Consider the following 21,882-nt stretch of genomic DNA (forward strand, 5'->3'; position numbering starts at 1 on the left):
CTGTGCCCCGGGCTCGCGCGACCAGCGCGCCCCGGGGCACAGTCCTGTGAGCGGTGGGCTCCGCGCTCAGAGGCGCGCCTTCACCGCCGCCGAGATCCTCGACCCGTCCGCCTTCCCGGCGGCCAGCCCGGTCGCGACCTTCATGACCTGCCCCATCTGCCGTTTACCGGGCCGCTCGCCCAATTCCTCGGCGACCTGGGCGATCGCGGTATCGGCGAGATCGGCGACTTCCGCGTCGGTCAACTGAGTGGGCAGGTATTCGTCGATGATCCGCGCCTCGGCATGCTCGTTGGCCGCCAGCTCGCCGCGACCGGCCTGGGTGTAGACCTCCGCGGCTTCGTTGCGCTTCTTCGACTCCTTGGTGAGCACGGCGACGACCTCGGCATCGGAGAGCTCCCGCGCTTCCTTACCGGCCACCTCGGCCGTCTGGACGGCGGCCAGCAGCATCCGCAGCGTGTTCAACCGCAGCGAATCCTTCGCCTTCATCGCGGCGGTCATATCGGCGCGCAGCTTCGATTTCAGTTCCGGCATGGGCGCAACGGTAGCCGCTGCACCGCGCCACGCCCATCGGATTATCGCTCCACACCGGGCGTGTCCCCCGGGGGCATCGCATCGTTTTCCAAGGCCACGAGCCCGGTGACAGCGCCGGTGAGCAGTTAATCAGTCCGCCACAGCACCGTAACTGTGGCCGAACACGCTGCGCGCGGGCCGTGCTGGTCACCTATGCTGGGCAAATGCCCGTGATCTCGACGTCGGCCCTGCGCCGGACCGCGTTCGGCGCAGCCGGAGCCGCGGCTGCCGGAGTCGGCTACGCCTCACTGATCGAACGCAATGCCTTCGTCCTGCGCGAAACGACCATGCCGGTCCTGCGGCCGGGTTCCGCTCCGCTGCGGGTACTGCACATCAGCGATCTGCATATGACCCCCGGGCAGAAGCTCAAACAGCAGTGGCTGCGGGAACTCGACCGGCTCGAACCGGACCTGGTGATCAACACCGGTGACAACCTGTCGCATCAGAAGGCCGTGCCCGCGGTGGTGCAGTCGCTGGGTCCGCTGTTGTCGCGGCCGGGTCTCTTCGTGTTCGGCAGCAACGACTACTTCGCTCCGGTGCCGAAGAACCCACTGAAGTACTTCGACAAGAACCACAAGCGAGTGCACGGCGCCCCGCTGCCGTGGAAGGATCTGCGCGCGGCGTTCACCGAACGCGGCTGGCTGGATCTCACGCACACCCGCCGCGATATCGAGGTGGGCGGTATCCGGATCGCCAGCGCCGGCGTCGACGACCCGCATCTGCAGCGCGACCGCTACGACACCATCGCCGGAGCCCCCAACCCGCTGGCCGATCTGCGCCTGGGTCTCACCCATTCGCCCGAGCCGCGGGTCTTGGACCGCTTCGCCGAGGACGGCTACGACCTCGTCCTCGCCGGTCATACGCACGGCGGCCAGCTGTGCCTGCCCGGATACGGCGCCCTGGTCACCAACTGCGAGATCGACCGCTCCCGCGTGAAGGGCCCGTCCAAATGGGGCGCCCACACCCGGCTGCACGTCTCCGCCGGTATCGGCACCTCACCGTGGGCGCCCTACCGCTTCTGCTGCCGTCCCGAGGCGACTCTGCTCACCCTGGTGGCGGTGCCGCCGAAGAAACCTGCCGCCGATTCCGGCCACGGTGTTTCGACTTCGCGGGCCGTTGCCCGGTAGGACCCGAAAAACCGGGCTCGAGCTGCCGGTTTCTTTTCCGGACCGGACCTGATGTAAGCTACGTCAGGTCCGCTTCACGGGGTGTGGCGCAGCTTGGTAGCGCGCTTCGTTCGGGACGAAGAGGTCGTGGGTTCAAATCCCGCCACCCCGACTCGTGTGGTCGAGACACGATAGACCCCTGATCAGTTCGCCTGGTCAGGGGTTTTCTCGTTTCCCCCGGCGCTCCTACCGCTCAGCGCGGAAATCGCGGCACCGAACTCCGCGGCGGTGGGCAGGGCGCCGTCCGGGTGGCTCATCCACTGCATCACCAGCCCGTTGAGCAGGATCATGTAGAGCCCGGCCAGCGCCCGGGCCTGCGGCGGGTCCAGTTCCGGGTGCGTTTCGGCCAGCGTGGTGGCGATTTCGGCGACCCCGAATTCGCTCAGCTCACCCATGCGCGCCTGCTCACTGGGCGTCCGGTGCACCCGCACCAAGTTCTCCACACTCGCTACCAGGGCCTCCCGGTTGCGCGTGAACAGTTCGGCGATGCCGTCCCACACCTCCGGAAAGGCCGCCCCCGGCGACAGTCCCGCGGTGGCGCGGATCCGGTTTTCCAGGTCGTCGCCGATCTCCCGGCCGGTCTCGTCGGTGAAGGCTTCGGTGAGCAGGCGGTCTTTGGACCCGAAGTGGTAGCCGATGGCGGCAAGGCTCACGCCGGCCTTCGTGGCGATATCCCTGGCCGTGGTCGCGGCGAATCCGCGCTCGTAGATGCAGGTCCGCGCGGCGGCGAGCAGGTCCTCCTTGTTTCCCATGCCACCACCTTAACCCGACGTCTTAGACATTTGTTCTAGACATACGTTCAACGCATGTGTTAGACATTTGTCTAAGACATTCGAACAAGGCCTGAGCGAGGAACCGATGACCACACACCCCACCACCGCCACCCCCCGAGTGCTGATCTCCGGCGGCGGTATCGCCGGCAACGCCGTGGCCCTCCAACTGTCCCGCGCCGGGATCCGGCCGACCGTGATCGAGCGTGCCCCCGCTCCCCGGCCCGGCGGACAAGCCGTCGACCTCCGTGGACCCAGCCGGACTGTCGCCGAGCGAATGGGCCTCATGCCCGGAATCCGCCGGCACCAGCTCGACGAGCGCGGCATGGTGCACGTCGACACCGCCGGACGCGAAGTGGTCCGGATGCCGGCGGACCTCTTCGGCGGCAACGGCGCGGTCGCCGAAATCGAGATCACCCGGGGCGATCTGAATCAAGTTCTCCTGGACGCGGTTGCCGCCGCGGCCGACGACCGGGACAACCCGGGTGTCGACTACCGCTACGGAGAATGGATTCGCGACCTGCGCGAACTCGACCATTGCGTACAGGTGGACTTCGCTTCGGGCGCTACCGGCGAATTCGACCTGGTGATCGGCGCCGACGGCCTGCACTCGGTGACCCGCCGGCTGGCGTTCGGACCCGAAGAGCAGTTCAGCACCTATCTCGGCGCCTACATGTCGTACTTCACCATGCCGACCCCCGCCGGCATCGAACCGCACTGGATGACCATGTATTCGATGCCCGGCGGAATCGTCGCCGGGCTGCGCCCCGATGCCGATCCGGCCACCTCGAAGGCGCTGATCACCGTCCGGACCGCTCTCGATCCCGCACTCCGGCGCGATAGAGCCGCCCAGCAGGAGCTCATCCGGAAAAGCCTGACCGGCGGCGGCTGGATGACCGGCACCATTCTCGACGCGATGGGCCGCGCCGAGGACTTCTATTTCGACGAACTCGCGCGGATCACCATGCCGGGCTGGACCACCGGACGGGTCGCGCTCGTCGGCGATGCCGGCTACTGCGGGTCACCCCTGAGCGGCCAGGGTACTGCCATGGCACTCGTGGGTGCCTATGTGCTGGCCGGCGAGATCGCCCGCACTCCGCACGACCCGTCCGCCGCCCTCGTCCGCTACACCGAAACGCTGCGGCCGTTCGTCGACACCGCGCAGCAGCTGCCGCCGGGCGGCGTGAAGGGCATGGCCCCGCGCACAAGGATCGGGATCCGAGCCGCCCACGCCTCCGTCCGCCTCATGACATCGCGGGTAATGCAGCCACTGATGACCCGCATGCTGTCGGAGACCGACAACTACAGCCTTCCCGAGTACCCGGCGGCGCAACCCGCACCACAGTGATCCCGGCCGCCGCATTCTTGTGTGCAGCCGTTCGGCTGGTGCCCTCGCAGACAACGCTGTATCGACCCGTAACGGCGCGCGCATCCGACCGCGCCGGGCGTGGGCTTCACCGCTGTTGTCCACGGGCCCGTCCGCGGGCGGCCGGGAGACGCGGTCCGATGGCGCGCCGAACACCGAAGGTGGCGGGACGGAGCACACGCCCTGTCCCGCGACCCATCCGCACGGAGACGGCTCCGCCGACCAGCAGCATCCGCATCGTGCGTTCGGCGGCGTCGGTGAGCAGCCGTTCGGCATCGGCCACCGCATCGGCCAGGGCCATCGGCACGGGGATGATCGAGGCGATGGCGCCGATACCGACATCGTGCACCCGCGGTGCCCCCTCCCCCAGGGAACCGGCCAGCGCGATCACCGGCACTCCTCGGACGCGGGCTCGGCGGGCGATTTCAGCGGGCACCTTGCCGTGCGGTGTCTGCAGGTCGATCGCGCCTTCCGCGGTGATCACCAGATCCGCCCGGGCGATCCGGCGGTCCAGGTCGGCCCCGGTGAGACCGGAATCCAGCAGTGCGTCGAACCGGGAACGCAGAGTCGCGCCCACCCCGCCCGCCAATCCGGCGCCGAGCCCACCGGATGCGCCGGTGACCGCTCCGGTGCGCAGGTCACCGGCTGCCCGGCCGTCGCGTTCGAGTATCGCCGCCCAGTTGTCCAGGGCGAGCGATAGTGCTGCTACCTGTGCGGGTGTGGCTCCTTTCTGTGGCCCGAACACCCGCGCGACCCCGCGCGGTCCGCAGAGCAGGTTGTGTGGATTGCCCGCCACCACGATTTCGGATCGGGCCAGCCGGGGATGTAGACCGGACAGATCGAGGCGCACCGCACGCGCGAGTTCGGTACCCCCGTAGCCGATTTCGCGTCCCGTCCCGTCGAGGATGCGGGCGCCCAGGGCTTGTAGCGCACCGGCGCCACCGTCACAGGTCCCGGAATCGCCGCAACCCACCACGATTCGCTCCGCACCCGAGTCCAGCGCCGCGGCGATGAGCTGCCCGACCCCGAACGTGGTGGTGGCGCCGGGATCCCGGCGGTCGCGCGGCACCTGCCGCAGACCGGCCGCGGCGGCGACCTCGACCACGGCCGTTCGCCCGGCCGGGAACCCGAGCCGGGCCCATTGCGCTCGCAGCGGAATATGCACCGGTCCGGTTACCTCGCAATCGTGCAATGTGCCGCCGGTCGCGGCGGCGAGCATAGCGGCGGTGCCCTCACCACCGTCGGCGATCGGGGCGAGGTCGACGTGGACGCCGGGCAGCACTCGGCGCACGCCGGCGGCGATGGCGTGCGCAACGGGTTCAGCTCCGAGACTTTCCTTGAACCCGCTGGGTGCGACGAGAATGCGCTGCGGGACGGGTAGTGCCATGGTGGTGCCTTTCGAGAGAGCCGACCACTCGGGTCAGCGGATGGGACTCAGTCCCAGTTGCGGCCACACCCAGACCGCGAACGCGAGCAGTAGTGCCACCGAGAGCGGGGCGAGGACGGCGGAATAGCGCAGCAGATGTTCGGGCCGGAATCCCGGCACGGTGTCGGACGCGGCGAAAACGGCCATCGGTTTCGCCGAACTGGTCATGGTGTGACAGAAACCGGCCGCCGCCGTCGACAGGAAGGCCGCCGCGGCAGCGTCCATGCCGACCGCCGGGGCGGTCGCGACGATGATCGGCACGAGCACAGCCGAACGCGCCGACCGCGACTGGATCATCAGGTGCGCCGCCAGGGAGACGACCACGGTCAGCACCAGGAACGCCGCACCGGCCGTGTCCCCCAGCGAACGCACCGGGTCGAAGACGAGGCCGGCGAGCCACGCGGACGCGCCACTGGTCGTGAGTGCGATGCCCAGGCAGAGCGTGGCGGCCATGAAAAGCAGCAGAGTCCAGGGGATGGTTTTCGCGGCGGCGGGCAGTGTGGTCGCGCCCAGCTTCGGCGCAGTCGCGAGCAGGGCGCCGAGCACGGCGACAACGGCCGGGTCGATACCGTGCCACGCTTCGGTGCACCACAGCACCACCACGGCCGCGAGCACGCCGAGTACCCGGCGCTGAGATGCGGACAGCGGCCCCCGCACATCCGACCCGGCCGCGTCGGCAAAGGCCGCCACGGGCACGGTGAGCGGCGTACGGCGCTCGGTGCGGTCGGCGAACAGCACCAGCGCGATCTCCGCGGCCAGATGCGACCACACCACCGCGAGCGGGAGACCGAGGATCAGCCATTGCGCGAAGTGGTAACCCTCGCCGGTGGCCGTCGCGACGATCTCGCTGGTGATGAGGTGCGCGCCCGCGCCGACCAGCGAGCCCACCGCGGAGAACAGGATCACCGAAGGGATGCCGACCGCGAGAGCCAACACGAGCTGAGGCCGGTGCCGCAGCACCGCGGCGAGGGCCAGGAATACCGGTAGCGCCAGGGCGGCACGACCCGACGTCGCCGGTATCGCGAAGGTGGTGGCCAGCAGGACAACGGTGAGCAAATGCATCAGCTGCCGCGGGGTCCGGGCCAGAGCCAGTACCCGGGCGGCGATACGCGCGGACAATCCGGTCGCGGTGACCGCCGCGGCAATCACGAAGGATCCCACCAACAGCCAGATCACCGAATCACCGAGGGTCCCGGTGAATGTCTCGGTATCGATCGGCCCGGTGACGACCAGTGCCACCGCCGCGCCGAGCGCGACATAGGTATCGGGCACCGGTGCGAAAATCCACATCCAGATCGCGACCACGAAAACTACCAGCGTTATCAGAGCTTCGCGGCCGAGGTCACCGGCTGCTGCGGCGGCGAGAAAACCCAGGCAGACAAGAACTCCCGCGATTGCGGCCAGCAGGGGCGCCCAGGCGAGTTCGCGTGCGGGCGGCACCGCGGCCGCCGGCCGCCGGCGCGGTACGGTCCGGAACTCGGTAGCCGTCACGAGAGCCGGTATCCCATCCCGCGCACGGTCTGCAAACGCTGGGCGCCGATCTTGCCCCGTAGCGCCCGCACATAGACATCGACCACGTTGGAGGCGGGATCGAAATCGTAGCCCCACACCTGTCCGAGGATCTGCTCCCGGCTCAGGACCTGGTCGGGATGCCGCAGAAACACCTCGAGCAGGCCGAATTCCCGGGCGGTGAGATCCGCGGTCCGTCCGTCGACATGCACTCGACGCGCGCGCAGGTCGAGGCTGAGGCCGTTGTGCGACAGCGCAGCCGACGGCGCACCCGCGGTCGTTTCGTCCTGGAGGCGCAGCCGCACGCGTGCCAGGAGTTCGGCGAATTGGAACGGCTTGGTCATGTAGTCGTTGGCGCCGCCCTCCAGCCCGGCGACCGTATCGTCGACGCTGTCGCGGGCAGTGAGCACCACCACCGGTGTCCGCACGCCTTCTCCGCGCAGCCGGCGCAGCACGGTGAAACCGTCCATCGAGGGCAGTCCGATATCGAGGATCACCATGTCGAAGGCGCCGGATCGGGCCATCAACAACGCGGTTTCGCCATCGGCGGCGTGTTCGGTGGTGTACCCGGCGGCCCGCAGGCCCTTGCCGACGAACGACACGATGTGCACATCGTCCTCGGCGATCAGTATCCGGCTCATCTCCTACCCTTTGCGTTCGTTCGGATCGGCGTGGTCGCGGCGTGCGGGATACGCCGGATCGGCCGGCAGATCGAGACCGAAGGTGGCGCCGTCACCGGGCACGCTGCGCACCCAGGCCGACCCGTGGTGCGCGTCGGCAATCGCTCGGACGATTGCCAGCCCGAGGCCCGCGCCGGACCGCGGATCCGTCCCGGAACTGTCGGCCGGCTCACCCCGCCGGAACCGTTCGAAGATCACCGGCGCGTCGTGCGGCGACACTCCCGGCCCCTGGTCGGAGATCCACAGCGACAGCGTCCGGTCCGGTTCGGTACCGCTGAGCCGGCAGCCGAGTTGCACGGTGGTCCCGTCCGCCGAATGCGCGACAGCGTTGGCCGCGAGCTGCAGCATCGCCTGGGTGACCCGCTGCGCGTCGATCCACGCGGTCCCCTCGGCCACCTCCATCAGATGCCAGCGCCGCTCACCGAGCGGTTGCACCTTGGATTCGATATCCAGCATGGTCTGTGCGATATCGACCGGACGCCGGACCACGAAGTCGGGTTGTTCGGCCTTCGCCAGCATCAGCAGATCGGAAACGAGCCGCCCCATCCGGTTCAGTTCCGAATCGACCAGCGCCAGCGTGCGACGCTGCTCCTCCGGGTCCTGGGAGAGCAGTTCGAGATGCCCCCGTACCACCGTGATCGGCGTGCGCAGCTCATGGCCCGCGTCGTCGACGAACTGCCGCTGGGTCGTATAGGCGTGTTCGAGACGGTCGAGCATATCGTTGAAGGTTTCCGCCAGCGCCGCGATATCGTCGCGCCCCTCTACCGGAACGCGTGCGGTGAGATCCGTTTCCCCGATCTCGGCGGCCACGGCCCGTACGGTGCGCACCGGCAGCAGGATGCGCCCCGCCACCAGGTACGCGACTCCGGCGGTCAGGGCCAGCCCGGCCAGCGAGACCGCGGCGATCGTACGCATCATCCGATCGACCCCCGCGCGTCCGACCTCCGTGAACGCCGCTACCACGAATGATCCCCGGTCGGCGGCGGACTCGACGTCCACCCGGCCCCACCGCATCTCACCGGCCGGTGAATCGACCACCCCGGATGTCCGGTCCGCCGTTGTGGTGGCGGTGAACAGACTCGGGTCGCCGGCCACGACCGCGGGCAGGTTACCCCGGATACCGCCGAGCTGCCGATGGTCCACGACTCCCACCATCACCTCGCCGTCGATCGGCGACTGGCGCAACAGATAGGTCTCGAGCAGGCGCTGCACCGAGGTGAACGGTTCGGTGGTGGCCGGATCGACCCCTTCGTCGGCGAAGGTGCGGAATTCGTCGGCCTCCTGGGCGATATCGGCGTTCGCCCGGGTACTCACATCGCGCAGCAGCAGATTGCGGGCGGTCACCAGCACCACGACCAGCAGCAGGAACGTCGTGAGCATGATCCAGGCGGTGATCTTCCAGCGTGCCGGCAACCGGGAACCCCGCCGCCGAAGTATCCGCCGACCACCCGCAGCCGGGTGGCCGGCAGTGTCCGCGGGGTGGTGCAGGGTCGGCTCCGTCGTGCCGGCAGGACGCGAGGGGCCGAGATCAATCATCGTTGTCGGACGGCCCGTCCATACCCGGCTGATCATCCGCGTCGTCGTCGAATCCGTCGTCGGCATCGTCATCGCTCTGGTGCGGTGCAGGCGCCGGAGCCGCAGGACCCGGGGCAGGCACCGGGTGCGCGGGCGTCACCGGACCCGGTGCTGGAGATGCGGGTGCCGGTGCGGGGACCGGGCCGCCCGCAGCCGGCGGCGCACCGGCCGAGCCCGGTCCCTGTTGCGGTACGGAATCCCCCGGCGCCTGCCGTCCCGGCTCAGCAACCGCGCCCGGTGACTCCGGCACGTCCGGCTCCACACTCACCGAAACCGACGACGGATCGAGCTCCGGCTCCGGTGATCGAGTCAGGACAAAGCTCACCAGCACCACGGCGGCGGCACCCGCGAGGACTAGGGCTGCGGCAAAAGAACGAGAACCGGACATAACAGTCACTATGCCGGACCCCGATGATCCCACGGTGAGGGCCGGATGAGGATTTCTTCATCACCGAGCGCAAACGACCGGCCGGACGATTCGACAGTTTTCGTCCGGCCGGCCGCAGTTTCGTGGACGCTGCCGTACCCGATTCTCGAACGGTTACCTTTCGCGGTGGCGGACCGCGGACATTGTTCGATCGGTCCGCCACTGAGCATCCGGAAGAGCCGAACGGTGCGACGGCTGCCGGCCGGACCGGTCACCCCGCGAGACCGGTCCGATCGACGACGCCCTGCCCATGGGCCGGTCTGTCACCCCGCGAGACAGACCGACCCACCCGGTCGCGCAGCTCCCCACTGCGCCGACCGGCCCCATTCCCCCACGGTGGTTCGCCGATCCCCTCCCCGGTCACGGAAACCACCACACCCCCACGGATCCCCCACCATTCCCCCGGATCCGTACTTTCCGGGATGCGTCCCGGGTCCTCCCCAGGCACCGGTCCGCATCCCGCCCCCTCCTTTGGACGGCGTCCCCGACTACTGGCAGGAGTCGAAACGCCGAGCTCGATGCGACCGTCCTCGATCGGGTAGCCGGTCGCATACAGTTCGATGCCCGCGACCGGGTTCTCCCCGTCCGGCGCAGGCCATTGCGCCCCTTGGACCGCCGGGTAGGCGTTCGGGATCGTTGTGCAGGGCGGTGGCCGGCTCGGTGCTCATCTACGGGTTCCTGTTCGCGGTGTGAGTGCCGGTGTGCTCTCCGGCATGACTCAACAATGCGACCCGGCACTTGGCGCGCCCTTAACGTGAACTTATAACGCTGCGAACACGATGCGTCACAGTGCAATCAAGGTCGGAGAACGGTCCGGGCGGGTGTGCCGCCATCCGGATATCTCGGGCATCATGGAGAACATCCGCTACGACAAGAGTGGGAGTGTCGATGGATACGTTGGCCCTGTGGGCACTGGCCTGTGTGGTCTATTGGTTCGGCCTGCTGTAGCCGCGCCCATACCGACCTCGTGACGGCACGGTACGAGTGCCGATCGGCATGACGCCCCTGATCGATCCGGATCGGTCAGGGGCGTCGGCTATCCGCGGCGCGTGCCACGCCCGGTGATACCGGCCCGGTGGACCGGCCGGCATTAATGTGTCCCGCATGGCGCGTTTCGGTGGGCTCCTGGCGGGAGTCGCGGCGGTAACTCTGGTGGCGGGACAGGTTTTCGCGGCCCACGCGCACGCCGCGCCGGCCGAAACCGAATGCGCGGTGAGCTCCGGCCGGGACCCGCAGCGGGCCCAACCGGAAGAGGTGGGCCTGGACTCGCAGCGGCTGGCCGATGCGCTGGCCTTCGCCGGTGGCCGAAATCGGCTCAATGTGCAGGTTTTCCGGCACAACTGCCTGGTCGGCGAGGGGCCGGAAAATGACCGGACCGGGCGTATCCCGTGGAACGTGTGGAGCGTGACCAAGAGTGTGGTCTCACTGGTCGCCGGGATCGCCGCCGACCGTGGCCTGCTGGATATCCGGGCACCGATCGATCGATACCTGCCGCCGGGCCTGGGCGACGCGCAGCGGCGCGCGATCACGGTGGAGAACCTGCTCACCGAAACTTCCGGGATGCGCACCGGCGTCGTCACCGAGGGCATCACCGGCGCTGTCCCCATCGATCCCAACAGCGCGGTCCAAGCGCTGGGTGTACCGCTGGATCATGAGCCCGGCACCGTGTTCACCTACAGCCAGCGCACCGTGGACCTGCTCTCCTACGTGGTGGAACTCGCCGTCGGCGAACCACTGCAGGAATTCGCGCAGCGAGAATTGTTCGCGCCGCTGGGGATAGAACGCGGTGACTGGTATTGGGCGCGCGACCGGACCGGACACACCTACGGCTACGCGCATCTGCTGATCCCGCCGGACGATCTGGCCAAACTCGGCCTGCTCGTCGCCAATCAGGGTGACTGGAACGGGCTCCGGATCGTCTCCGAGCAGTATCTGGCCCGCGCGACCGCGCCCTCACCGGCCAACCCCTGCTACGGGTACCTGTTCTGGCTCGGGTCGAGTTGTGCGGAGAACCCGGGGTTCCTGCCGCCGGACACCTACGCGATGTCCGGGATGGGGCTGCAGAATGTGTTCATTGTGCCGAGCCTCGACCTGGTCGTGGTGTGGACCGGCGTATTCGGCAACGTCAGCAAGTACGGCCCGGCCGGGATCCTGCAGAACTTCGAGGAATTGCCACACGAGTTCTTCCGGCGGCTGATGGCCGCGTTCGACGAACCACCGGTCGCCGATCCTGGACCCTACGTGGAACCGCCGGTGCAAGCGGACCCGGATGCCTATATCGACACCGATATCCTGCTGGCGGTCTTCGGGATCGGGAATTCGGCCTATCCGGGCTGCGATGTTTTCGCCTGCCTGAACGAGCCGCTCGCGGCGCCGTTCAGCGACGCACCGCCGGGTTGCGTACTGCTGGCCTGCCTCGGCACCGATCCTCGGACACCGGGAATCCACTGAGCCCCCTGTCTCCCCGGCACGGCGGCCGGGGAGACGGGCTCCTCGTCAGCGATCGGCGAGCAGGACTTCGGCGATCTGGATGGTGTTGAGCGCGGCACCCTTACGCAGGTTGTCGCCGGAGATGAACAGCGCCAGACCGCGGCCGTCCGGTACACCGGGATCCTGGCGGATCCGGCCGACCAGGGATTCGTCCTTACCCGCGGCGGCCAGCGGCGTCGGCACATCGACGAGCTGCACGCCGGGCGCCTTGGCCAGGATCTCCTGCGCCCGCTGCACCGACATCGGGTCGGCGAATTCGGCGTTCACCGACAGCGAGTGACCGGTGAACACCGGCACGCGCACGCAGGTACCGCTCACCAGCAGCTCCGGCAGCCCCAGGATTTTGCGGCTCTCGTTGCGCAGTTTCTGATCCTCGTCCGTCTCCCCGGAACCGTCGTCCACCAGCGAACCCGCGAGCGCGAGCACGTTGAAGGCGATGGGGGCCACGTACTTGTTCGGCGCCGGGAAATCCACAGCGCCGCCGTCGTGGGTGAGTTTCTCGGCGTCGTCGATCACCGCGCGGGTCTGCGAGGCCAGTTCTTCGACACCGGCCAGACCGCTGCCCGAGACCGCCTGATAGCTGGACACGATCAGCCGCTGCAGGCCGGCCGCATCGTGCAACGGTTTGAGAACCGGCATGGCGGCCATCGTGGTGCAGTTCGGGTTGGCGATGATGCCCTTGGTGAGGTTGCGGGTCTGCTCCGGGTTGACCTCGCTGACCACCAGCGGAACATCCGGATCCTTACGCCACGCCGACGAGTTGTCGATCACCGTGACACCGGCCGCGGCGAACCGCGGCGCCTGCACCCTCGACATGGTCGCGCCGGCGGAGAACAGCGCGATATCCAGGCCGGCGGGATCGGCGGTTTCGGTGTCCTCCACGACGATCTCGCCGCCGCGCCACGGCAGTTTCTTGCCCGCGGACCGGGCCGAAGCGAAGAAGCGCACCTCGTCGGCCGGGAAATCACGTTCCGCGAGCAGTTTGCGCATGACGGCGCCGACCTGCCCGGTCGCGCCGACCACACCTACACGTACACCCATGAGTTATCGCCCCGTTCCGGCGTGCACGACGGCGACCTCGTCGCCGCCGAGATCGAACGCGCGGTGCAGTACTTTCACCGCGTCGTCGAGTTCGGTGTCCTTGACCAGTACCGAGATGCGGATCTCGGAGGTCGAGATGAGGTCGATATTGATACCGGCCTCGGCCAGCGCCTCACAGAAGGTGGCGGTGACCCCGGGATGACTCTTCATACCGGCGCCGACCAGCGACACCTTGCCGATGTGGTCGTCGTAGAGGACCTGCGAGAAACCGATCTCCTCCTGGTGCCCGGACAGCATCTCGACCGCCCGCTGGCCGTCGGATCGGGGCAGGGTGAAGGTGATATCGGTTTTCCCGGTCTCCACCTTGGAGATGTTCTGCAGAACCATATCGATGTTGATCTCGGCCTCGGCGACGGCACGGAACACCTTGGCGGCGTATCCGGGCACATCCGGCAGGCCGACCACGGTCACCTTGGCCTCGCTGCGGTCGTGCGCGACGCCCGTGAGGATTGCTTGCTCCAAGGGAATGTCCTCCATCGATCCGTAAACGTAGGTGCCCTGCTTGTCGGTATAGGACGAGCGCACATGCACGGGCACGTTGTAGCGGCGCGCGTATTCGACACAGCGCAGCATCAGCACTTTGGACCCGCAGGCCGCCATCTCCAGCATCTCCTCGTAGGAGACCTGCTCGAGCTTCTGCGCATCGCTGACGATGCGCGGATCGGCGGTGAACACTCCGTCCACGTCGGTGTAGATCTCGCAGACGTCCGCCTCGAGCGCGGCCGCCAGCGCGACGGCGGTGGTATCGGATCCACCGCGTCCCAGCGTCGTGACGTCCTTGCTGTCCTGGCTCACGCCCTGGAAACCCGCGACCAGCACGATGGTGCCTTCGTCGAGAGCTTCCCGGACGCGGCTGGGAGTCACGTCGATGATCTTGGCCTTACCGTGCACCGATGTGGTGATCACGCCGGCCTGGGAGCCGGTGAACGACCGCGCCTCGGCGCCGAGAGTGTGAATGGCCATGGCCACCAGTGCGTTGGAGATGCGTTCACCGGAGGTGAGCAACATATCCATCTCCCGGGCGGGCGGCGCGGGAGCGACCTGTTCGGCCAGGTCGAGCAGTTCGTCGGTGGTGTCGCCCATGGCCGAGCAGACCACGACCACATCGTGGCCCTGCTTCTTCGTCTCGACGATCCGTTCGGCGACGCGCCGGATCCGGTCGGCCGAGGCGACCGAGGATCCTCCGTACTTCTGGACAACGAGTGCCACGAGGGGTCCTCCAATGTCGGCGAACAGGCGATCAGTGCATAAGCGTACCGAGCCCGTACTGGTTGTCCCGGGAGTATCCGCCCCGGCTGTGGAATAACACACAGCCGTGTGACGTCACGTTTACCGGCCCGGACACCCGCCGCACGCGCGGGCGCCCGCCCTGGTGACGTCGCCCGCGTCAGGTCCGGTCGAACCAGGTGACCAGGGTCCCGTTGCTGAACTCCTGCCGCCGCCGGGGCGTGAAGAGGGTCGGCCGGAACTTCCCGGAGACCAGCGGGATGCCGCTCCCCGCCAATACCGGATAGCTCTTGACGACCAGCTCGTCGATCTCGTCGATCAGCGCTCCCGCGAGCTCGGCGCCACCGCAGAGCCAGATATCGAGGCCGTCCTGCTGTTTGAGTCCGCGCACCAGTTCCACCGGATCGGTGGCGACGATCTCGACTTCCGGATACTCGCTCGGCTCGAGGGTGCGCGAAAAGACGTACTGCTTCATATGACCGAAGGGATTGCGCGCGCCCTCGGCCAGACCCGGTTCGTAGGTCCGCCGACCCATGAGCACGGTGTCCCATGACTTGTTCGGCAGGTCGACGGGGATGCCGACCCGCTCCCGGATGTGCGCGGGGATGGATTCCGGGTAGGGGTTCCACGTGGCCATATCGTCGGGCACCGGGTAGAAGTCGTACTCCCCGCCCGGACCGGCGATATAGCCGTCGATGGATACGCCCACGTAGTAGACCAGCTTTCGCATGCGGTACCACCTTATTCGTAGCACTTTAGTTGAAGTGGTTTCACCGTAGTACTACGGTTGGAGTGGTGTCAAGCCATGGGCAGTGACGTAGCACGCGCTCGGCGGGCACCCCGGGAATCGATACATAGCCGACGGATGAGGGTTGTGATTAACACCACCCGGGCCGAATAATGGGAATCATGATGGCGAACGTCGGAGACCGCTTGCATGTGCACGGGCACACCGTCGGGGAAAGTGATCATGAAGGGGAGATCGTCGAAGTACGCGGTCCGGAGGGATCGCCGCCGTACATCGTGCGTTTCGACGACGGCCACGAATCCCTGGTATTCCCCGGCCCGGACGCGACAGTCGAACATCCCCACTGAACCTGGCGCACCCGGTAGCCCGCACCCCAGCAAACGCCCGCAGTTATTCGCGGGCCGCATACCTACGTGTCGGACACCTCGAGCGCGTTGAACAGCGTGTTGACGATCACGCGACGCACAGGCGACAATCGTGGCCGATTCGTAATAACCGGGGGTGCGAGGGATCAGATGCGTACGAAGACCGATATCAGTTTCGCTGTCCAAGCCGATCCGTCGCAGGTCATGGACGCAATGATGGCGGTCGAAATGTTCGCCGAATGGTCCCCCGATTTCATCGACGCCCGAGTGGCCAACCGGGACGACGAGGGTCGCCCGCGGCGCGTTTTCATCCAGGTCGACATCTCGAACTCCCCCGATATGCAGGTGTGGGAGTTCACCTGGTCGGACAACCGGATGTCGTGGGAAGTCGCCGACAGCAGCCGCGGTATCCGCGGCGGCGGGTTCTTCGAGGTCACCGCCGGTGCCACCGGTAGCGAGGTGTTGTTGCACGTCGAGCAGTACACGCCCGTTCCGCTACCGGGTTTCCTGCTCAAACGCTCGGTGCGCAAGACCTACGAGACGCTGGTGGAGAATTTCGCCGCCTACGCCGAACAATTCCCCGAAACCGAGACCTACGATCTGGTCTGATCCCGCTGCCCGTTGAGATGCCGGGCGGTGAGATGGTGCGGTGTCGGGCCGTAGGCCGACGGCGCCACCTTCACCCCGGAGCGCACCGATTCGCGGATCTGGTCCACGTTCTCCCGGATCATGTCGGAGACCAGTTCATCGGTGCGCGGATCCGCGAGCACCTGGAACAGGATGCGGAACACCGTATCGGCGACCAGCCGGATGATGTCGTCGTGGAACGGGATGTAGCGGACCCGGCCGGTCTGCGGATCGTTCTTGATCATCTCGACGATCATCTCGTCGAGCTCGCTGCGGTTCTCCTCCAGTGCCGTGGCGATATTGCGGGTGTAGTGGCCGGTGCGCAGGACCGCGGTGACCTCCTCCATGATCGCGATCGTCATGGGCCGTTTGATGACCTCCACGATCGTCCCCACGGAATGGTTGATCACCGCGGCGGTGACCCGATCGCCGAAGACCCGGTCGGCCACCCGGGCCAGCCGCACGAGGATCACGATGATCCGCAGCAACCGGAAAGCACGGAAGATCGGGCTCGTCACCGGGATCATGCCGAGGATCTCGTACCAGTAGACCAACGGATAGGTCCACGGCCAGCCGGCCCGGCGCCAGCGCCACAGGAATTCGACGGCGAAAACAGCGCAGATCGTGTAGTCGGCGATGACGATGTAGTGGTAGACGTCCGGGTCCACCTCGAAGAAGGAGACCCAGCACACCAGCACCACGGAAACGATCGCCAGCGCCAGCATCACGAAATCGGTCCACAGAGCGGGCGGCTTCCGGGGGAATTCATCCGGTTCGGCCGTATCGGCCACGGGTATCGTGCCGGGCTCCGTGGACGGCGGTGTTGACACCTGCATTCCCTTCGACGCCGAAAGATCGTAGTCAAGTATTACCCGCTCGCCCCGCGGCCTGCCCGCGCAATACGCCGGTCCTCCGAACCGGACCGCTGCCACGACGCGGGTAGACAGCCGACCGTCGAGGGTCCGGCCGCCCGCGCCGGACGGCCGGTGAACTGCCCGGCTGTCGACTACTGGCCCGCGCGGATGATGGCCTCGATATTGCGTTCGGCCAGTGCGGTGATGGTGAGCGACGGGTTGGCGGCGGCGGTACTGCCCGGAATCGCCGCCCCGTCCATGACGTAGAGGCCGCGGTGGCCGTGCACCCGGCCGTAGGGATCGGTCGCCTTACCCAGCACCGCACCGCCCAGCGGGTGTGCGGTGAAGAACGCGTTCGCCTCGTAACCCAGCGCGCTGTACTCGGCCAGCGCGCCGGCCCGCTCCGCGATCCGCCGATCCACCGCCCGTGCCGCCGCGGTCACCTCGTCCTGGGCCCGCGCCGGCCAGGACAGCCCCACCGCGCCGGTGGCGCGATCGAAGCCGAAGCGGGTCCGGGTCGGGTCCAGGACCACGGCGAGCGAGGCCAGCGCCCCGGTTTCGAACGGAATACCCGGGATGTACCAGTTCTCCAGGGTGAGGGCCATACCGCTGTCGTCGAAGATCCGGCTGGCACTGGGTACACCCTGGCCGTTCCCGGCGACCGAACTGGCCCCGCGGGCCAGCACCACATCACCGTTGGTGCCCCAGCCTTCGCCGATATGCTCGTTCAGCCGCGGCAGCGCACCGGTCTCGCGGGCCCGGACCAGCAGTTCCGAAGTGCCGATGGAACCGGCGCCGAGGAACAGCTTGTCGCAGGTGAGCGTGCGGGTACCGAGCACCGCGCCGGTGGGCGCGAGCAAGGTGACCGTGACCGCGAAGCGACCGCCGGGCTCCTGGGCGATGGCGTCCACGCGGTGGCCCGGGAAGATCCGTGCCTTACCGGTGGCCTGCGCTTCTTTCAGATAGTTCTGGTTGAGATCGAATTTCGCGCCGTTGGAGTTGCCGAGGTTGCTGCGGCCCACGGTCGCCGAGGGGCGGGTGGCCCCGTTCAGTTCACCGCGCACCACATCCCAGGTGAAGATCGAATCGTTCGGCAGGGGCCGGTAGCCCGCTTTCCGGACCTGGTCGTCCCAGGCGCGTGAATGCGTGAACGGCGCGGAGTGATAGATATCGGCGGGCATCGGGTCCAGCCGCAGCATCGAGCGAACCCGCGGATAGTAGACGCGGTCGAGTTCCGCGTAGTCGACCACACCGCCGAAGACATGGTCGAACAGCGGCTTCTCGGGGGCGATCATCGCGCCGGTGAACACCACCGAGCCGCCGCCGACCGCGGCACCGCGCCAGACGTCGATACCGGGATAGCGGGTGCAATCCAGGACACCACCGAAATCGGCGAACTGCATCGGCACCTTGGTGACACCGGTGAAGCTGGTGGTGTGCCAGAAACCGCGGCCGTCGGGCAGATCGTCGCCGGTGAAGATCTCCCGCCACGGATCGTTGGGCCAGCGCGAACCGCGCTCCAGCACCGTGGTCGCGACCCCGGCCTGTGCCAATCGCAGCGCCGTGACCGCCGCACCGAAACCGGAGCCGATGACAACGGCCTCGGTATGCTGCGGCGCCTCCGGTAGCGGCGCGAAGATCTCCGGAACCCACTGGGCGAACAGTTCGTGCCAGATGGGCTGGGCCGCGGCACGCGGCAGCGCCGATTCCGGTTTCGGAATCCCCGCCCCCACCGCCCCGATCAGAGCAGCCGCCCCCGCGGCCTTGAAAAGGGCTCGCCTATCCACCCCGGTACCTCTTTCGTCACGCAACAAGCGCTGGGATGGTACCGATATTCACGGGTGTTGAACAGTGGGAGCGGCGAACAGCCCTGCGCCCCGGGCGGATTCGAGCTGGTCAACTGAACAACAAACGGACCACCGCTATGGTGCCCACCACAACGATCACCGCGCGCAGCACATTCGGCGACAGCCGCCGCCCCACCCGCGCGCCGAACTGGCCGCCGATGATCGAACCGGCCGCGATCAGCGCGACCACCCGCCAGTCGATCTCCGCGACGACGATGAAAATCGCCGCGGACAGCGCGTTCACCAGCAGCGCGAGCACATTCTTCACCGCATTGAGCCGCTGCAGCTCGTCCTGCACGAAGACGCCGAGCAGGCCCACCAGCAGCACGCCCTGGGCCGCACCGAAGTAACCACCGTAGATACCGGTCGCGAAAATCGCGGCCAGCAGAACAGGGCCGCCGTGCGCCGGTGCCGCGGCCTTGTCGCGCTGCCGTTCACGCACCCAGGCCGACAACCGTGGTTGCAGTACCACCAGCACCAGCGCGGCGATGATCAGCACGGGCACGATCGCCGCGAACGCCTCTTCGGGCAGGTTGAGCAGCAGCACCGCACCGACAGCCGCACCCAGCAGCGAGGCCGAACTGTAGCGCAGCAATCGGGCCCGCTGGCCGGACAGCTCGCGGCGGTAGCCGATGACCCCGCTGAGCGAGCCCGGAACGAGGCCGACGGTATTGGAGACATTCGCTGTCACCGGGGGTAGACCGATTCCGAGCAGCACCGGGAAGGTGATCAACGTGCCGGAGCCGACGACCGTGTTGATCCCGCCCGCGGCGATACCCGCGGCGAAAACGGCCAGCATCTCCAGCCAACTCATCCTCGACCTCTCGACCTTTCCGGACAGTGCGGTCACGCCCGAGCGTGCCCAGGGCACGCTAACGGTATGGGCGCGCACCGCCGCGCCGGGCCCGGCGCGGTTGTCTATCCCGCCACACGGCTGCCGTCGGCCCGGCGACCCCGGCCACCGGCCTCGGCACGCCTGCGCACCGTCCGGGCCGGGGCGGCAGCACACGTCTCGAACGGCTGCGCGCGGCCGCAACCGCCGGCGCGCCGACGGGCCGACCGCCCGTACCGCCTTGTCAGGGGTGGTGGCGCTGGGGGTAGACTCGCACGAGTTATGCAGCGGGCACTTCTTCTCAGCCGCCGCGACGGGGTCTGATCGGACCGGCTTCCCGTCGCGGGGTTCCGCCGCGCCGGTCGACCCAATTCGGGAAACAATCTCACCCACGGAGAAATCGCATGTCACCCGCTGACGCCTTCGTATCGAGCTCGCGCACCATCACCGCGCCCGCCAAGCCCGCGCCCGCCGACCAGCCCGCGTGGAACCGGCAGAAGAACTCGTCGATGCCGGTGTTCCGGTACCGGCCGTTCGCCGAAGAGGTCGAACCCGTCGTTCTCCCGGACCGCACCTGGCCGGACAAAGTGATCGACCGCGCCCCCGCCTGGTGCGCCGTCGATCTGCGTGACGGTAACCAGGCGCTGATCGACCCGATGAGCCCCGCCCGCAAACGCCGCATGTTCGATCTGCTGGTGCGGATGGGTTACAAGGAGATCGAGGTCGGTTTCCCGTCGGCCAGCCAGACCGATTTCGATTTCGTCCGCGAGATCATCGAAGACGGCGCGATCCCCGACGATGTCACCATCCAGGTGCTCACCCAGTGCCGTCCCGAACTGATCGAGCGCACCTTCGAGGCGTGTGCCGGCGCCACGAACGTGATCGTGCACTTCTACAACTCGACCTCCATCCTGCAGCGGCGGGTGGTGTTCCGGGCCGATCGCGACGCGGTCCGCAAGATCGCCACCGATGCCGCGCGGCTGTGCCTGGAGATCGAGCAGCGCTACCCGGATACGAACTGGCGCTACGAGTACAGCCCGGAGTCCTATACCGGCACCGAGCTGGAATACGCCAAGGAGGTCTGCGACGCGGTCTCCGAGATCATCGCCCCGACTCCGGAAAAGCCGTTGATCATCAACCTGCCCGCGACCGTGGAGATGGCGACCCCGAACGTCTACGCCGATTCCATCGAATGGATGCACCGCAATCTGGCGCGGCGCGATTCGATCGTGCTGTCGCTGCATCCGCACAACGACCGGGGCACCGCGGTGGCCGCCGCCGAACTCGGCTACCAGGCCGGCGCCGACCGGATCGAGGGCTGCCTGTTCGGCAACGGTGAGCGCACCGGCAACGTCTGCCTGGTGACGCTGGGTATGAACATGTTCTCCCAGGGCGTGGACCCGCAGATCAACTTCTCCGATATCGACGAGATCCGCCGCACGGTGGAGTACTGCAACCAGCTGCCCGTGCACGAACGCCACCCCTACGGCGGCGACCTGGTGTACACCGCGTTCTCCGGCAGTCATCAGGACGCCATCAACAAGGGCCTGGACGCCATGAAGGCCGCCGCCGACGCCGCCGAAACCGATGTCGACGATCTCACCTGGGAGGTGCCGTACCTGCCGATCGACCCCAAGGATGTCGGCCGCACCTACGAGGCCGTGATCCGGGTCAACTCGCAGTCCGGTAAGGGCGGCGTGGCCTACATCATGAAAACCGATCACGGACTGGCACTGCCGCGTCGGCTGCAGATCGAATTCTCCCAGGCCATCCAGCAGATCACCGACGGCGAGGGCGGCGAGATCACGCCCAAGGAGATGTGGGACGCCTTCGCCGACGAGTACCTGACCCCGATCCGGCCGCTGGAACGGATGCGGCAGAAGGTGACCGCGTCGGAAACCGACGGCGGCACCGACACCATCACCGCGGTCGTCAAGGTGGACGGGGTCGAGCAGGAGATCTCCGGTAGCGGTAACGGCCCGCTCGCGGCCTTCGTCGACGCCATCTCGACGGTGGGTTACGAGGTCGAGGTGCTCGACTACTCCGAGCACGCCCTGTCGGCCGGTGACGACGCCCAGGCCGCGGCGTATGTGGAATGCGCGATCGGCGACCGGATCGTCTGGGGCGTCGGTATCGCCACCTCGATCACGACCGCCTCGCTGCGCGCGGTGGTCTCGGCGGTGAACCGGGCCGCCCGGCAGTAGAACCGCGCTCCGGCTACTCGGCCGCCGTACCCACCGGGTACGGCGGCCGAGGTCGTCAAACCACCCGGCATGCGATACGCCCCGCACCTGCTAGCGTT

At 67.7% G+C, this 21,882-nt stretch carries 18 protein-coding genes and 1 tRNA gene; 7 read left to right on the forward strand and 12 right to left on the reverse strand.

Features of this window, described 5'->3' with window-relative positions:
• Positions 1-66: 66 nt before the first annotated feature.
• A complete protein-coding gene (locus ACQEVO_RS29040; protein WP_432919572.1) occupies positions 67-531 on the reverse strand; it encodes a GatB/YqeY domain-containing protein in 465 nt (154 codons plus the stop codon).
• Positions 532-734: 203 nt separating this feature from the next.
• Here ACQEVO_RS29040 and ACQEVO_RS29045 point away from each other — a divergent pair, with 203 nt between their 5' ends.
• On the forward strand, positions 735-1,697 hold the full coding sequence (locus ACQEVO_RS29045; RefSeq protein WP_432919574.1) for a metallophosphoesterase: 963 nt from the start codon (positions 735-737) through the stop codon (positions 1,695-1,697).
• Between the two features lie 77 nt (positions 1,698-1,774).
• Positions 1,775-1,848 (forward strand) — tRNA-Pro (locus tag ACQEVO_RS29050).
• A 31-nt stretch (positions 1,849-1,879) separates the two neighbouring features.
• Here ACQEVO_RS29050 and ACQEVO_RS29055 read toward each other — a convergent pair.
• On the reverse strand, positions 1,880-2,488 hold the full coding sequence (locus tag ACQEVO_RS29055) for a TetR/AcrR family transcriptional regulator (protein ID WP_432919576.1): 609 nt from the start codon (positions 2,486-2,488) through the stop codon (positions 1,880-1,882).
• A gap of 106 nt (positions 2,489-2,594) precedes the next feature.
• Between ACQEVO_RS29055 and ACQEVO_RS29060 the strand changes: the two genes are divergently transcribed.
• Positions 2,595-3,854 (forward strand): FAD-dependent monooxygenase, encoded by a 1,260-nt coding sequence (locus ACQEVO_RS29060; RefSeq protein WP_432919578.1) that lies wholly within the window; start codon positions 2,595-2,597, stop codon positions 3,852-3,854.
• 106 nt (positions 3,855-3,960) lie between these two features.
• Here the strand turns inward: ACQEVO_RS29060 and ACQEVO_RS29065 are convergent, their stop codons facing one another.
• The 4 genes from ACQEVO_RS29065 to ACQEVO_RS29080 are packed head-to-tail and all read right to left on the reverse strand — an operon-like array spanning position 3,961 to position 8,867.
• Entirely contained in the window at positions 3,961-5,259 is a 1,299-nt protein-coding gene (locus ACQEVO_RS29065) for a glycerate kinase (RefSeq protein WP_432919580.1), read from the reverse strand.
• Positions 5,260-5,292: 33 nt separating this feature from the next.
• On the reverse strand, positions 5,293-6,789 hold the full coding sequence (locus ACQEVO_RS29070; RefSeq protein ID WP_432919582.1) for an SLC13 family permease: 1,497 nt from the start codon (positions 6,787-6,789) through the stop codon (positions 5,293-5,295).
• Entirely contained in the window at positions 6,786-7,448 is a 663-nt protein-coding gene (locus tag ACQEVO_RS29075; RefSeq protein WP_432919584.1) for a response regulator transcription factor, read from the reverse strand. The genes ACQEVO_RS29070 and ACQEVO_RS29075 overlap by 4 nt, the downstream gene beginning before the upstream one ends.
• 3 nt (positions 7,449-7,451) lie before the next feature.
• Complete coding sequence (locus ACQEVO_RS29080; protein ID WP_432923134.1) at positions 7,452-8,867, reverse strand: sensor histidine kinase; 1,416 nt, start codon at positions 8,865-8,867, stop codon at positions 7,452-7,454.
• A gap of 1,726 nt (positions 8,868-10,593) precedes the next feature.
• On the opposite strand from ACQEVO_RS29080, the gene ACQEVO_RS29085 reads away from it, so the two are divergent.
• Complete coding sequence (locus tag ACQEVO_RS29085) at positions 10,594-11,940, forward strand: serine hydrolase domain-containing protein (RefSeq protein ID WP_432919585.1); 1,347 nt, start codon at positions 10,594-10,596, stop codon at positions 11,938-11,940.
• Between the two features lie 45 nt (positions 11,941-11,985).
• Here the strand turns inward: ACQEVO_RS29085 and ACQEVO_RS29090 are convergent, their stop codons facing one another.
• The 3 genes from ACQEVO_RS29090 to ACQEVO_RS29100 form a co-directional block, all read right to left on the reverse strand.
• Positions 11,986-13,020, reverse strand: a complete 1,035-nt coding sequence (locus ACQEVO_RS29090; protein WP_432919587.1) for an aspartate-semialdehyde dehydrogenase — start codon at positions 13,018-13,020, stop codon at positions 11,986-11,988.
• Positions 13,021-13,023: 3 nt separating this feature from the next.
• A complete protein-coding gene (locus ACQEVO_RS29095; protein ID WP_280399563.1) occupies positions 13,024-14,289 on the reverse strand; it encodes an aspartate kinase in 1,266 nt (421 codons plus the stop codon).
• Between the two features lie 178 nt (positions 14,290-14,467).
• Complete coding sequence (locus ACQEVO_RS29100) at positions 14,468-15,037, reverse strand: dihydrofolate reductase family protein (RefSeq protein WP_432919590.1); 570 nt, start codon at positions 15,035-15,037, stop codon at positions 14,468-14,470.
• A 179-nt stretch (positions 15,038-15,216) separates the two neighbouring features.
• On the opposite strand from ACQEVO_RS29100, the gene ACQEVO_RS29105 reads away from it, so the two are divergent.
• Both ACQEVO_RS29105 and ACQEVO_RS29110 read left to right on the forward strand, forming a co-directional pair.
• Positions 15,217-15,402: a DUF1918 domain-containing protein gene (locus ACQEVO_RS29105; protein WP_280399561.1), complete on the forward strand. Its 186-nt coding sequence runs from the start codon at positions 15,217-15,219 to the stop codon at positions 15,400-15,402.
• 168 nt (positions 15,403-15,570) lie between these two features.
• A complete protein-coding gene (locus ACQEVO_RS29110; RefSeq protein ID WP_432919592.1) occupies positions 15,571-16,029 on the forward strand; it encodes an SRPBCC family protein in 459 nt (152 codons plus the stop codon).
• On the opposite strand, the gene ACQEVO_RS29115 is transcribed toward ACQEVO_RS29110, so the two are convergent.
• The 3 genes from ACQEVO_RS29115 to ACQEVO_RS29125 all read right to left on the reverse strand — a co-directional run bounded on the left by ACQEVO_RS29115 (position 16,014) and on the right by ACQEVO_RS29125 (position 19,562).
• Entirely contained in the window at positions 16,014-16,883 is an 870-nt protein-coding gene (locus ACQEVO_RS29115) for an ion transporter (protein ID WP_432919594.1), read from the reverse strand. The two genes, ACQEVO_RS29110 and ACQEVO_RS29115, sit on opposite strands and share 16 nt — an antisense overlap.
• A 170-nt stretch (positions 16,884-17,053) precedes the next feature.
• Positions 17,054-18,688, reverse strand: coding sequence for a GMC oxidoreductase (locus tag ACQEVO_RS29120; protein ID WP_432919596.1), 1,635 nt, complete (start codon positions 18,686-18,688; stop codon positions 17,054-17,056).
• 109 nt (positions 18,689-18,797) lie between these two features.
• A complete protein-coding gene (locus ACQEVO_RS29125) occupies positions 18,798-19,562 on the reverse strand; it encodes a sulfite exporter TauE/SafE family protein (RefSeq protein WP_432919598.1) in 765 nt (254 codons plus the stop codon).
• Between the two features lie 422 nt (positions 19,563-19,984).
• Between ACQEVO_RS29125 and leuA the strand changes: the two genes are divergently transcribed.
• Positions 19,985-21,784, forward strand: a complete 1,800-nt coding sequence (leuA, locus tag ACQEVO_RS29130) for a 2-isopropylmalate synthase (RefSeq protein WP_432919600.1) — start codon at positions 19,985-19,987, stop codon at positions 21,782-21,784.
• Positions 21,785-21,882 lie beyond the last annotated feature (98 nt).

The organism is Nocardia sp. CA-290969 (assembly GCF_050936135.1).
GTDB lineage: Bacteria > Actinomycetota > Actinomycetes > Mycobacteriales > Mycobacteriaceae > Nocardia.